Genomic DNA, 13,046 nt, shown 5'->3' with positions numbered 1-13,046 from the left:
GGAGAATACATGTTAAGCAAATGGCTAACATCAGTAGAAGAAAATGGCGTAAAAGTTGAAACCGTTATCGAAAAGACAGAACTTGTAGAAGGTGACATATTAAATGGTTCTGTTTATGTGACAGCACATACAGAAGAGCATCAAATCGATTACATTTCATTAAAAGTACTTTGTGAAGAATTGGACGGCGAATTTTCGATACTTGGAAAACACTCGTTTCAGCTAGTTGGCGGGATCCGTTCAAAAGATGGTGAAATCATTCCGTTTGAGATCATTCCGGATGAGCGCTGGGTTTGCGGAAAAGATGAGGAGCTCATCTTACAGACAACTGTTGTATTTTTGGATGGAGTAGCAATCGAAGAACAAGGTGTTATTACGTATAGCGCCATTGAATAAACAAAAAGGCGCTGCTGATACTTACATTCAGCAGCGCCTTTCCTTTAGAATTTGATTGATGATAGTCGTTTAACAGCTTCTTGAAGCTTTTCCACAGGTTGTACGAGTGCAAGACGCATATAGCCTTCACCAGCTGTGCCAAATACCGTGCCTGGTACCATGACAACACCTGCTTGTTCGATTGCTTTATAAGCAAAATCGATACATTTAATATCATACGGATATTTTGCCCAGACGAACATCCCGCCATCGCTCGGTGCAACTTCCCAGCCGATTGATGTTAAGCCTTCCATAAGCGTTTTATGACGGACAGAAAACGTTTCTCTCAGTACATTTGTAACTTCTTCTGCATTATCCAATGCTAATGCAGCTACTTGCTGAATCGGTTCGAAAATACCGAAATCCAAATTCGACTTCAGCTGTTTCATAATACCGACCAATTGTGCATTTCCAACTATGTAGGCAATACGAGTCCCAGCCAAACTGAAACTTTTCGATAACGAGTTAATTTCCAGACCGACTTCTTTTGCACCAGGTGTTGCAAGGAAGCTGATCGGTGCATCTCCTTTAAAGTAGAACTCAGAATAGGCCGCATCATGCAGAACGATAATATTATACTTTTTCGCGAATGCCACAACTTCTTCAAAATACGCAATGGATGGCATGGCCGGTACCGGGTTACCCGGCAAATTTAAAATGAGTAATTTTGCTTTTTGGCGAATTTCTTCTGGAATAGCTGACAGATCCGGCAAATACTGATTTTCCTTTGTCAATGGCATATAATAAGGCGTTGCACCAGCCAAATGAATTCCTGCATCATACGCAACATATGCCGGGTTTGTAGTCAGTACGATGTCTCCTGGATCACAGAATGCTACCGGCAGATGGACTAACCCTTCCTGTGAGCCAATTGTTTGTACAACTTCAGTTTCCGGATCTAACTCAACCTTGTTGACTCGTTTATAATAACGACATACCGCTTCATTGAATGTTTGAATACCCGTTAAAGTGTAGCCGTAAGAAGAAGAGAGTGCGGTAAGCTCGGACATTTTTTGCCGCAAATTCTCTGCCGGAGCGATATCAGGGCTCCCAAGACTTAAATCGATCAGTTCCGTTCCTTGTTGCTCTTGCAATTTGGCATGCTTTTTTAAGTCACCAAATATTGCCGGTACAAACAATGACATTTTTTTAGACGGTTGGATATTCAATCTTAACACTCCTTAAAACTTTCAATTGTAAGCACCATTTTATCATACACATCACGTATAATGGGGATGAAATCAGAAAAGAGAATTAATTCACAACATAAAGCACGAAACCGTAGTGGAAGAGCAATAAAAAGTACCGGAAAATATTATTCATAGAAAAATAAATTATTAAGAGGTGTAGGATGAAAATCTATTCGTTGAGCGGGCCAAGCGGTACAGGAAAGAGTACAAGTGCTTTGCAATTTGCGCATGACAATAACATTGAGGCCATCATGGATGACGGGATATTAATTGTAAACGGAGAAAAAGCGGCAGGAACATCGGCTAAATTTGAGAAAAATACCTTAAAAGCAGTGCGCCGCGCCATTTTGGACGATGACTTACATAAAGCGGAAGTACTGGAGGCAATTCACACTCATAATGTAAATTCCATTTTATTGATCGGTACCTCCGACAAGATGACCAAAAAGATTGCAGCCCGTTTACAGCTTGGAGAAATCGATGAATTTCATTATGTCCATAATATCCGTACGGAAAAAGAAATTCGCATCGCCAAGTATGTGCGGGAAATTCAGGGAAAACATGTCATGCCAGTTCCATACCGCCAAGTAGAACAAAACTTTTTCAAACGTCTTATCCAGCGGGGGAAGGAAATTTTCTCATCTTCACAAGTGAAGCTCGGAGAAACAACGATTGTACAGCCGGATTTTCATCAAAATAGTGTCTATATTTCCCGTACTGTATTTACCGATGTATTGGAACATGTCCTTGAAAAGCAGGACAAACTGACAAAATTCGAAATAGCCAATATGCAAACAGACGGCGTACCCCAAATGACAATTGCACTGTTCTTAAAGTCACCAGTTGCCTATGTAGTTCCGGAATTTCTATATGAACTTCAAAAGGAAATTTCACAGGAATTTTTCCTGCATTTCGGTATTGAACCCGAAACGATTCATGTTCACATAAAAGGAATTAAATGAATAGCTATAACAGAAGCTGGCGTAAATATGTCAGCTTTTTTATATGGGAAATATCGTATAATAAATAAGTAGTTTCTATTTTTAGATGATTTAGTATATTCTATTTATTAAGTGCTTGGACAAGCAAGAGGCCATTGAAAATAGCAAGGGGGAGAAGCAGTGAATTATATTGAACAGTTAAAGGAAATTTTATCACATGAACAAGTGACAACAAATGAAGTGTTACGTACACAACACGGAAAGATGAATCGTATCATGAACCGCATTTACCGGATGTTGTTGTCTACCCGAAAACGGCACAGGAAGTTAGCGAAATTTTAACATTAGCAAATGAACAGCGTATTCCAGTAGTCCCATTTGGTCTTGGGACAAGTTTGGAAGGACATGTCATCCCGTATCAAGGGGGAATCTCTCTGGACTTATCGCTTATGAATGCCGTATTGGAAGTACGGTCTGAGGATTTTCTTGTAAAGGTTCAACCAGGTGTAACGCGCAGCCAGCTGAATAAAGAATTAAAAAAGTACGGCTTATTCTTTTCAGTCGATCCGGGTGCCGATGCGACATTAGGTGGAATGGCAGCGACAAATGCAAGTGGAACAACTTCCGTTCGCTACGGCATCATGCGTGACCAAGTGCGTGATCTAGAAGTGGTACTGGTAAATGGGGATGTAATTCATACAGGGGGATTGGCCGCAAAATCGTCCTCAGGCTATCATTTGAATGGTTTAATGGTCGGTTCTGAGGGGACACTTGGGGTCATCACTGAATTAACATTACGCGTTTTCGGAATCCCTGAAAGAATTGTGGCAGGCCGCGCAACATTTGAAACAGTTCAGCAGGCGGTCGATGCTGTTGTTTCATTAAAGCAGGCCGGTATTCCAATGGCCCGAATGGAACTTGTCGATAAACAAAGTATTGAAAAGGTAAACAGTGCTTCGGGCACAAATTTCCCTGAAACGCCAACACTATTTTTGGAATTCCATGGGAATGAAGCAGGCTTGCAGTCAGATGTAGTTTTTGCAACCGAATTATTAAACGACAATGGCTGTATCGAGCTGGCATTCGAGCAGGATGAACGAGCACGCAATCATTTGTGGGAACTTCGTCATAATATGGCGTATACATATATTCATTCCGCGCCAGGGAAAAAACTGATGTCTACAGATGTTGTCGTTCCGATTAATTCATTGCCGGATGCGATTCAAAATTCCCGTGAAAAAATTGAAAGCATGCAGATCGACGCCGGAATCGTCGGGCATGTAGGCGACGGGAATTATCATATATTGCTGATGGTGGATATGGACAGCAAAGAAGAGATTGCTAGGGCAAAAGAATTGAATGAACATGTCGTGGAATACGCATTGTCACTTGGGGGTACATGCACAGGGGAACATGGTGTAGGTTATGGTAAGAAAAAGTACCAACAACAAGAACACGGACTTGCCTATATGTGGATGAAAGAAATTAAACGGGCATTTGATCCGAACAATATTCTAAACCCCGGAAAAATTTTTACTGATTAAGATTTGTTGAAATAGAGCGTTTTGTCAAAATGCGCTTGAGAGACGAACGAAAATGAGTCACCAGGAAATTCAACAGCAATTGACAAGCGTCGCCTTAAAATCAGTAAACGACATTGTATAATCTGCTCGAATTAAAGCGAATGATGGACTGGCAATTTGCTGCACTTATAAAAAAACTGCCCCCGCGTATCGGAGGCAGTTTTTTTATTGTTTTGGAAGCTGTCTTGTGAAAACCGGCTGGCGTTTTTCAACAAATGCACGGACACCTTCAGAAAAGTCTCTTTCGGAAACAAACGGTGTTGAACCTTCCCATAAAGCAGGGGCTGAATCCACACATTCCTTAACCGAACGTTTGACTGCTAATAAGGAGTCCGGAGACATGCCGGCAACAAGTTTACCCATACGGATAGCAAAACGGTTCAAATCTTTCTCTGCAATTAAATAATTGAGCATTCCGGCTTTAAACGCTTCTTCTGCTTTATACATGCGTCCAGTGAATACAAAATCCTTCGTTGCGGAAGGTCCGACCAAATCGACTAAACGCTTGGCGAATTTATTATTCAATGTAATACCGAGCTTACCGACCGGGATCCCCATTTTCGCTTTGTCCGAGCCGATGCGAATATCACAGGCAAGGGCAAGCTCCAGTCCAGCGCCCATTGCCGGTCCGTTAATGACACCAATTACCGGAATCGGCAAGTTTTCAATTGTTGAAATTGTTCTTTCCATATGCACGAAGGCTTCTTCCGCTTTTTCCAGCGAAATCGAATTAAATTCTTTAATATCTGAGCCTGCTGTAAAGTTCTCGCCGGAACCACGCAATAAAAGCACTTTATTTTTTGGATTTTCCAATGTGCGTAGTGCAATTTTGGCAAGCTGGTCCCACATATTCGCCGTCAATGCATTTTTAAGTTGTGGGCGGTGGATTGTAATGATGGCGAGCCCCGCAGTTTCCTGATAAATGATTTTCGCTTCTTCCGCTTCAAGTCTAGTCGTACGTACTTGCATTTATGGTCCCCCTTAACTATGTATACATAGTCATTATAGACGAAAAAATATACAATAACATGCATTCCGGTTGGTTCAAGTAAATTTAACGAATATTCAGCAATTTACTGTATCAAATCCATGTAAATCTTACCACTTGGCATGATACAATAAAAAGAAAGGGGCGAAAAATGTGGAAAAAATCCAACCGTATGTTAAGGCATTTACTGCTTACTTAAAGTCCTTAAATAAATCTTTTCATACGACGAAACAATATACATTGGATGCAAAGCAATTCGCAGAGATTATTGAGCATGAGAATCAAATAAATGAAGCCCTGCAACTTTATGCAAAAACGATTCAGGAAAAGTATCCTTCGTTCAATTCAGTCAACCGCAAATTCGCATCCATTCGCCATTTCCTTACTTTCTTGCAGCTGCGCGGTGTCATTTCCGTATATAACGAAGAAATCATCGCCCCGTTGACTAAAGAGGAGACGGAACTGAACGTACTGAAGGAAAAACAATTCAATCGAGCATTAGCTTATTGGCCGAAGCAGTATGAGATTGCCTTGAATGAGGAACATGAATGGCTCGCATTACGCAATACGGTCATTGTATTTACTGTTGCGGAGCTTGGCATTAAGCCAGCAGAGCTTGTACGGATGGAATGGAAGCATATTAATCCTGAAAAACGTGAAGTGATCGTACTGGCTTCAAAAAGCTATCGTGTTTTGCAGTGTTCTAAAAAACTGCTTGAACTGCTCGAAGACTATAAACGCCACACAATTGAATTCATGCCGCTGACGGAGCAGTCACCTTATGTTTGGCTCGGCGTCGGCAATAAAATGGGGGAGCCGGTCACCGTCAAAACGATCGAGCGCATTTTTAAGGCGATGTCCGAACAGCTTCAATTTAAAGTGACCGCTACTAATATGCGCTACCATGCAATACAAAATCTATTAACAAAACAAGAGGATCCGAAAGTATTGTACGAGCAGTTCGGCTATGCAAGAAAAGGCGTATTGCTTGAACGGGAGCAACGTTTCCCGAAAAACGGCTAGTAAATAATTGGATTGATGAAAGATTGAGAGGGAAAACGAATGGCAATATCAATGATGGAAGCGTATACGATTGAACTTCTGAAAACCCATCCGTATACATTTGAACAAATAAAACAATATATTGAAAATGATGAACTTAATCGATTAAAAGAAACGTATGATATCGATACAGAGAGTTTGAAAATTTTATGGAATGAACAGGCTGAAGAGATGGTACAGGCTTTTGCAGGGAACTATAAGGTGAAGTTTGTAACAATCAATGGTTTGAGAAACCTGCTGCGCATGCGTTTTCAAATATCAGATGATCAGTATGAACTCTTGCCTGAAGGGAACGGTCTGCAATCACTACATGTCGATGCGATCATTGAACAGCAAATTCGCGCGATGCTTTCTTCAAACTGGAAAGTCGAGCGTAGCGGGGAACAGATCACTCTATTTGTCTAGTAAAAGTAAAAGGGGATATGGGATTGTGTCATTGACATCTCCCATATCCCTTTTAGCGTTGTCTTCGTCTATTTATTTTTCCATAGTAGCTTGTCGAAAATTTGTAAACCTGATTTAAAATAAGCAGTGCCAGCGTCATTAAGCCAATAACCATCAGTATAAGTGCGGTCCATTCAAAGAAAGTAAAACTAAAAATTTCGGATAATTTAAATGGCTCTGCCAGCATTTCAATCACTAGATTCATTCCGTATATACCGGAAATCATACTGAATATCGTTAAAATAAAGATCAGTTTATTTAACCGGTCTGTTGAACGGTCTTCCTGAATCCGGTACAGTTCTTCAAGTGTTTCCTTCGTCTCTCGGTAAAGTCCGTCGATCCGGAAGACTTTCCGGAGATAATGTGAAATTTCTTTTCCTTCTGTACGTGCCGATACTTCCGAAAAATAATACCTCGATGCAAACTTCGTAATCTGTTCAATTAATTCCTTTACAATATCCTTATCCCTGGAAAACTTCAATTCACTATGTTCAAAGACAAGTTTCAGCAGCATCAGTTTATAGAAATAATGAATGAGAAATATGTAATAAGAGACCGAATGAAAGCTGTTTAAGGATTTATACATACTTTTGTCATCCATCGTTGATAGGTGAATTTGACCTTGCAATGTTGTAATAATATGAAATTGTGGTGCCCATCTTTCGTAGCAATGTTCCTCGACGAAACGTTTTATATATTCTTCATTTGTACTTGAAATATACGGATCCCCATTATTATCGCGTCCATTTAACTGTCCTGCCCGAAACAATAGTTCCTCATCGATTTCCGCGTCTTCTCCCATATGAAAGAACGCATTGACGTACATACGCTCATCTTCGAAAAACGGGATTTTGCTTATGTTTTTGTGAATAGATGAATAATCAATAAAATACTTCTCTAAAAACGGGGCAATTTTTTTTAATAATAGCTCATCGGTATTATGAAAGATAAAATTGTCGTAATAAATTTCCGCGCCTAGTTCTTCCTCAATTTTTGGCCGCAACACTCTAAAATAATGACCGAATGATAACGCGGCATTCATGTCCACATCATCTGCCAATTGTATTCTCAATGCTAAAATCCCAATACCGAATGGACACAGATTGATATCCGCACTCAATAATGTAAAGGGAACTTCATCGAATGCCGTCTTCATTTTTCCTTCGCAATGGATTTTTTTCGAGTAGCGGTTGAAGTTTCGTACGGAAATATCGTTATTCAATAATTTCTCTTCCATAAAAGGATAAAAGAATTGTGTTAGCAATTGGGGGGAAACTTGAATATCGGCTCCATAAAGTGTTTCATTAAATTCTTCTTCATCGATTGTAAAATGATAAAATTTGTTGCGCTTTAATTCATGCTGTAATTTTCCAAAATCATACTGTCGATAATTGAAAGGATAATAAAAAACATAGTGACTTTTAAGGGAATTCATCCTTTCACCTCCTGAAACATCTATTCCCAAAATTCGATAAATTTAACCAAAAAGGGCTTCGACAAAAATCGCTCTCAGACGATTCGACATGGGTCATCATCCACGAATCGACATTTCACTTCGTCTGAGAGCGAATTTACGATATAAGAACAGATGTTCCTTTTTATTGTCGAAAAACCGCTGAAAACTGCTAAATTAACAATAATGTTCCCAAATATAAATTTGGGAACATTTTTTATGCTATAATATGAGCTAAATAGAGGGGGGAATGGCCGAAAATGAAGCTGCCGAAATTTTTACGTGACTTTTTGATTTACTTAACAACAATTACCGGAAAGTCCCAAAGAACCCGAAAAGAATACGAATATGATCTTATTCTGTTTATGCGTTTTCTTAAAGCGATCGAGGAAGATATTTCGTTAGACCGTTTACAGACAATCGACATATCCGAATTTACAATCGACCAGATTAAAGAAGTGTCTCTGGAAGACTTGTATTTGTTTATGGAATATTGCGAAGTGCAGCGCGGCAATTCCTCAGCAGCCCGTGCGCGGAAAGTAGCCACATTAAAAGCCTTTTTCAAATACTTAAAAGGAAAGCGCCGTCTCATCGATGAAAATCCGGCCGAACATTTGGAAACCCCAAAAATCGGGCGGCGCCAGCCGATTTATTTAAACTATAATGAGGCAAAAGATTTCATCGGTGCTGTCCAAACACAATCGTACAGTGCACGTGATGAATGCATGATGGTCTTTTTCCTGAATCTCGGTATTCGGGTTTCCGAATTATGTTCACTGAATACCGATTCCATTAATGGTCGGATGCTGACGGTAATCGGGAAAGGGAATAAAGAACGTCATGTGTATTTAAATGATGCATGTATGAACGCATTGGAAAAGTATTTAGAGGAGCGGCATGCATATAAAGGGGAAGGGAAAGAACCGCTGTTTACCTCTCAAAAAGGGACACGTTTTGCGAGACAGTCGATTGCGCGGATTGTGAAAGTGATCAATACCAACAGCCCGTCCCCGAAAGAAAAACTGACGCCGCATAAACTGCGACATACTTCCGCGACGATGATGTATAAATCCGGGGCGGACATCCGAACACTGCAGCATATTCTCGGGCACTCCAGTGTAGCGACAACACAAATCTATACACATATCGAAGACGAACAAATTCAGCAAGTACTTAAAAACAATCCGTTTAATAATTTATAATAATAATATTATGTAAACTCGGTTTTATATCCATGTTAATCTATCCTTCATATAACATATTAAAGTCAACAAAATCCCCATGTTCTCTTTATGAGAAAATGGGGATTTTTAAGCGGTCAATGAATCTTATTCGCCTTCATGTTTATTTTGCTGAAATGAACTCATAGCTTTAAAATCATTGCCGGTTGGGTTTTGGAATAGTCTCAGGTCAAACTCGGATGCGATCGCAAAGAGATGATCGAATATATCCGATTGAATCGACTCATATACCGCCCAGTTAATATCGTTTGTAAATGTGTAAATTTCAAGTGGCAGCCCGTGTTCACTTGGCGCCAATTGTCTCACCATCGTTGTCATGTCTTTGTGGATTCCTGGATGGTTTTTTAAATAGTTGCTAATATATGTCCGGAACAACCCGACATTTGTCAACGCTCTGCCGTTCACCTGGTTGCTTGTATCAATACGATGTTTACTATTGTACTCGGCAATTTCACGTTGTCTCGTATCAATATAGTCCGTAAGATAATGGATGTTTCGCAACTGCTCGATCTTTTCCTCTGAACAAAACGCGATACTTGTTGTATCAATAAAAATCGAGCGTTTGATCCGTCTGCCACCAGTAACCTGCATCCCTCTCCAGTTTTTAAAGGAATCCGAAATCAATGCATAACTAGGGATTGTCGTAATAGTTTTATCAAAGTTTTGGACTTTAACGGTATTTAATGACAGATCAATGACATCCCCGTCCGCACCGTATTTCGGCATTTCAATCCAATCACCGACACGCACCATATCATTTGAGGACAACTGAATTCCTGCTACTAGACCTAATAAGGAGTCTTTAAAAACGAGAAGCAGTACAGCTGACAATGCACCTAGTCCGCTTAAGATAATCAGCGGATTTTCGCCAATCAGGTTTGCGATAACCAGGATAATACCGAGTACATAAACAATGATTTTCACGACTTGAATATAGCCTTTAATCGGTTGTACCTTTGAAATTTCAAATGTTTGATAAATATCGTGAATCGCATTCAACAAACTGCCTAGCAGACTTAAAACCACGATTATAATATACGTAATTGCCCCTTTTTCAATAAGGGTCTGATACGTAAAGGCTCCAGCAAAATAGTAAATTATGATCGCCGGTACGATATGCGATAACTTATGGAATACTTTCTTTTCCAATAGAATGTTATCCCACTGGTACTTGTTGTTGTTGACGATGTGTGTAATAAATCGGATGACGATCTTTTTTGTGATGAAATTTGCGATTAAGCAAATGATTACAATAAAAATAATCATAAGCGCCACTGAAAGATATTCAGCAAACAATGGACTTAACCCAAATTCGATAAGATTTTTGTAAATAAGATTCATGTAATTCCTCCCGACTCCTATGGTAACAAAGATGTCGACAAGATGAAATGATTGTCTACTGCGGATTTCCCATAAAAACCTTTGTCGAAATGTATAAAACTAGTACAAAAATTCAGATAATTTATTGACAGCAATCATAAACTGTTATATATTTAATTTACAAATAAAAACTGTTATATAACAAAGGAGAGAAGAACAATGAGTTATTTCGAAAAAGGGTATCAAATGTATGTAGAGAAGTGTGAACAGTTTGGATTACAGCCGGTGAATTTTCGTTATTATATAAATCAGCTTTCCTATCAGCAATTACTTTCTTATAACGATTATGCAATGGAACAGGAGATGAGACGAAATGGTTAGTCCTCAAACCGAAACCGTTTATTATAAGGATGTTATGCCGGTTCATTCTATCGAACTTGTGAACATTCATTATATCCAGCCGGATCTGACGATGGAAATGTCCCACATATGTGCTAACTACGCCATGCTGCATCGAGGTGTTTATGAAATTACAACTTAATTTACTGTATTAAATCAATCTACGAATCCGTTGTAGGTTGATTTTTTTATTGCTTAATCCTTTCTACAGCAAAAAGGCCGCTTTGTAATCGAGTTACAAAGCAGCCCTTTATTAATCAAGCAAATAACTTTCAATTCGTAAAAACTCTTCCTCATCGATATTGTCCATATATTTATAGAGCAAATCGAGGTCGACTTTAATTTCATCTTTATGTGTTAAATAAAACTGCTCTGTTAAATGAGAAATAATTAACGGAACCGCTTTTTGATGGTTAAACCGGTGTAAATAGGTTGATAAAAATTCCGCATTGACTGCAATATCCGTATTCTGACCAAGCGCATTGAAATCGACATAATGGATATGTGCTGTTAGAAATTGTTCCGTCAAATGCACATTGTATTGGCAAATATAAGACCAATCCAGCTCATTTTTGTATCGATTCAACCAATGCAGCTCCGCAATGGCTGTGAATAACTGCTTTTGTTCATCACTGTATGCTTTAAACTTTTTATCCATTTCGGCATTTGTTAATCGACGGTCCCCATAGCGGTTATACTTCTGACTGACCAGTGACGGAATTCCTTTCACTAAATGCTCACTGCCGGCCCATTTATACGAACCACGGTCATATTCAAAAAGCTGCAGGTCCATATCAGGAATTTCATCGGCTTCCGGTAAATAGATAAGCTCAAATGAATTATAAAAGACATTGCTTTCAATGAAATCATCCAGTTGATCGACAAAGTCCGGATTCAGATGTTTTTTATTTGCCATTAACGTTGTGACTAAGTAACGTTTAAATGACATCGACAACCGGGCAAGTACCGGCTTGTTATATTGAAGTGCTTCCAGATTCACGTCAGGCAAATAATCGATTAAAAACTGTTCCGATAAAAGCGGATTGGCATAGCTCACATACGTAAACGGCAAGTATTGAAAATAAGCTGTTAAGCGAGATGGATGCAACTGGACAGCCTGATGGCACCAGTTTCTATAAGCTTCTAAAAATACGCGGTCATATGGTAGCTGCTCATAAACGGTTTCGTCATTCGATTCCAGCTGTTTCACAATGGAAAGCTCGTTAAAATCATCTACTGAAAAATGGGCAGGGAACGAAATTTCCTGAAAGGCCTTATTTAATTGGAAAGTGGCTTTTGGCTTCGTCGAAATAAAACTGTATGTTCCGATTGCGCCGCGCTCTTCCAATAATAGATAGGCGAGTTCCTGGCGTTCATCCTGTGTTAAGTCACAGTCTTTAGGAAACTTTACCGCTGCAAAATATTGCGCTTTTGCCAAGTCATAGAAAAACTTGTAGTCGCCTTCTTTTGTATAAGGTTCCTTTGATTCATTTTGCTGCCAGTAGAGGAGGGCTCCTTGTATCGGACTTCTATTTGAAAACGTAATATTCGCGATTGAAAAGATATTCTGCGCTAATGCGTCATCATACAGAACTTTCATAAACTCGATTTTTTTAATTTTTAGCATGCTAAGACACCTCCGTTCCTACTATTATATACTCGAATCATAAAAATTCCGAAAAAAAAGTTCTCAAAATAGGTTTAAGGGTAGTTTAAGGTGGTATATTACTTGTAAGTAAAGTTGCGGTCACTGAAGAGTAGATGTAAGTTAACCACTAGTTTAGATAGTTTATATGATGATTTCTATTAGCTTCGTTGTATGCGTTTATCAAGCAACATTCACAGTTTATTTTAGGCAATTAATGAACAAAATGCTTTAACGAAGATTTTCGAAAGATGCCAACTAAAGTTAGGCGAGCGAAATGCATACACGAATTGAGATATACTATTGAAAATTTCAGCTCAAACGTTTTATAAGATGTTAAACTAA

The 13,046-nt window shown here is 39.1% G+C and carries 12 protein-coding genes and 1 pseudogene; 8 read left to right on the top strand and 5 right to left on the bottom strand.

All coding sequences use genetic code 11. The features are described from left to right. The first annotated feature begins 9 nt into the window (after positions 1-9). On the top strand, positions 10-396 hold the full coding sequence (locus MKY71_RS08675; RefSeq protein ID WP_339176468.1) for a sporulation protein: 387 nt from the start codon (positions 10-12) through the stop codon (positions 394-396). A gap of 44 nt (positions 397-440) precedes the next feature. Here the strand turns inward: MKY71_RS08675 and MKY71_RS08670 are convergent, their stop codons facing one another. Then, complete coding sequence (locus tag MKY71_RS08670; protein ID WP_340732239.1) at positions 441-1,604, bottom strand: aminotransferase class I/II-fold pyridoxal phosphate-dependent enzyme; 1,164 nt, start codon at positions 1,602-1,604, stop codon at positions 441-443. A gap of 182 nt (positions 1,605-1,786) precedes the next feature. Between MKY71_RS08670 and MKY71_RS08665 the strand changes: the two genes are divergently transcribed. Both MKY71_RS08665 and MKY71_RS08660 read left to right on the top strand, forming a co-directional pair. Beyond that, a complete protein-coding gene (locus tag MKY71_RS08665) occupies positions 1,787-2,587 on the top strand; it encodes a hypothetical protein (protein WP_340732238.1) in 801 nt (266 codons plus the stop codon). 159 nt (positions 2,588-2,746) lie between these two features. Then, a pseudogene (locus MKY71_RS08660) lies at positions 2,747-4,110 on the top strand (FAD-binding oxidoreductase). A gap of 204 nt (positions 4,111-4,314) precedes the next feature. On the opposite strand, the gene MKY71_RS08655 reads toward MKY71_RS08660, so the two are convergent. Continuing rightward, positions 4,315-5,118, bottom strand: a complete 804-nt coding sequence (locus MKY71_RS08655) for an enoyl-CoA hydratase/isomerase family protein (protein WP_340732237.1) — start codon at positions 5,116-5,118, stop codon at positions 4,315-4,317. 172 nt (positions 5,119-5,290) lie between these two features. Between MKY71_RS08655 and MKY71_RS08650 the strand changes: the two genes are divergently transcribed. Together MKY71_RS08650 and MKY71_RS08645 are read left to right on the top strand one after the other, a co-directional pair. After that, complete coding sequence (locus MKY71_RS08650) at positions 5,291-6,160, top strand: tyrosine-type recombinase/integrase (protein WP_340732236.1); 870 nt, start codon at positions 5,291-5,293, stop codon at positions 6,158-6,160. A 39-nt stretch (positions 6,161-6,199) separates the two neighbouring features. Beyond that, positions 6,200-6,604, top strand: a complete 405-nt coding sequence (locus tag MKY71_RS08645; RefSeq protein WP_340732235.1) for a hypothetical protein — start codon at positions 6,200-6,202, stop codon at positions 6,602-6,604. Positions 6,605-6,656: 52 nt separating this feature from the next. Here MKY71_RS08645 and MKY71_RS08640 read toward each other — a convergent pair whose 3' ends face one another. Further along, positions 6,657-8,078: a sugar phosphate isomerase gene (locus tag MKY71_RS08640; RefSeq protein WP_340732234.1), complete on the bottom strand. Its 1,422-nt coding sequence runs from the start codon at positions 8,076-8,078 to the stop codon at positions 6,657-6,659. Positions 8,079-8,356: 278 nt separating this feature from the next. Here MKY71_RS08640 and MKY71_RS08635 point away from each other — a divergent pair, with 278 nt between their 5' ends. Beyond that, positions 8,357-9,298: a tyrosine recombinase XerC gene (locus MKY71_RS08635; RefSeq protein WP_340732233.1), complete on the top strand. Its 942-nt coding sequence runs from the start codon at positions 8,357-8,359 to the stop codon at positions 9,296-9,298. Positions 9,299-9,424: 126 nt separating this feature from the next. Here the strand turns inward: MKY71_RS08635 and MKY71_RS08630 are convergent, their stop codons facing one another. After that, the gene (locus tag MKY71_RS08630; protein WP_339176455.1) at positions 9,425-10,678 is read right to left on the bottom strand and encodes a mechanosensitive ion channel family protein; all 1,254 of its coding nucleotides are present in this window, start codon (positions 10,676-10,678) and stop codon (positions 9,425-9,427) included. Positions 10,679-10,876: 198 nt separating this feature from the next. Here MKY71_RS08630 and MKY71_RS08625 point away from each other — a divergent pair, with 198 nt between their 5' ends. Together MKY71_RS08625 and MKY71_RS08620 are read left to right on the top strand one after the other, a co-directional pair. After that, positions 10,877-11,038 carry a transcriptional regulator gene (locus MKY71_RS08625; RefSeq protein WP_340732232.1) on the top strand — a complete coding sequence of 54 codons (162 nt, stop codon included), beginning with the start codon at positions 10,877-10,879 and terminating at the stop codon, positions 11,036-11,038. Then, the gene (locus MKY71_RS08620; RefSeq protein ID WP_340732231.1) at positions 11,031-11,198 is read left to right on the top strand and encodes a hypothetical protein; all 168 of its coding nucleotides are present in this window, start codon (positions 11,031-11,033) and stop codon (positions 11,196-11,198) included. The genes MKY71_RS08625 and MKY71_RS08620 overlap by 8 nt, the downstream gene beginning before the upstream one ends. 111 nt (positions 11,199-11,309) lie before the next feature. Here the strand turns inward: MKY71_RS08620 and MKY71_RS08615 are convergent, their stop codons facing one another. Then, positions 11,310-12,683, bottom strand: a complete 1,374-nt coding sequence (locus MKY71_RS08615) for a nucleoside-diphosphate sugar epimerase (RefSeq protein ID WP_340732230.1) — start codon at positions 12,681-12,683, stop codon at positions 11,310-11,312. Positions 12,684-13,046 lie beyond the last annotated feature (363 nt).

It is taken from the genome of Solibacillus sp. FSL W7-1324, from assembly GCF_038008025.1.
Lineage (GTDB): Bacteria > Bacillota > Bacilli > Bacillales_A > Planococcaceae > Solibacillus.
Note: the sequence above shows the minus strand (reverse complement) of the source record. Positions and strands in the feature narration are given on the sequence as shown.

Bases quoted from the DNA above. Each gene is read 5' to 3' on its own strand.
- MKY71_RS08675 (WP_339176468.1), top strand. From the start codon at position 10: ATGTTAAGCAAATGGCTAACATCAGTAGAAGAAAATGGCGTAAAAGTT.
- MKY71_RS08630 (WP_339176455.1), bottom strand. From the start codon at position 10,678: ATGAATCTTATTTACAAAAATCTTATCGAATTTGGGTTAAGTCCATTG.
- MKY71_RS08615 (WP_340732230.1), bottom strand. From the start codon at position 12,683: ATGCTAAAAATTAAAAAAATCGAGTTTATGAAAGTTCTGTATGATGAC.
- MKY71_RS08665 (WP_340732238.1), top strand. From the start codon at position 1,787: ATGAAAATCTATTCGTTGAGCGGGCCAAGCGGTACAGGAAAGAGTACA.
- MKY71_RS08645 (WP_340732235.1), top strand. From the start codon at position 6,200: ATGGCAATATCAATGATGGAAGCGTATACGATTGAACTTCTGAAAACC.
- MKY71_RS08620 (WP_340732231.1), top strand. From the start codon at position 11,031: ATGGTTAGTCCTCAAACCGAAACCGTTTATTATAAGGATGTTATGCCG.
- MKY71_RS08635 (WP_340732233.1), top strand. From the start codon at position 8,357: ATGAAGCTGCCGAAATTTTTACGTGACTTTTTGATTTACTTAACAACA.
- MKY71_RS08625 (WP_340732232.1), top strand. From the start codon at position 10,877: ATGAGTTATTTCGAAAAAGGGTATCAAATGTATGTAGAGAAGTGTGAA.
- MKY71_RS08640 (WP_340732234.1), bottom strand. From the start codon at position 8,078: ATGAATTCCCTTAAAAGTCACTATGTTTTTTATTATCCTTTCAATTAT.
- MKY71_RS08655 (WP_340732237.1), bottom strand. From the start codon at position 5,118: ATGCAAGTACGTACGACTAGACTTGAAGCGGAAGAAGCGAAAATCATT.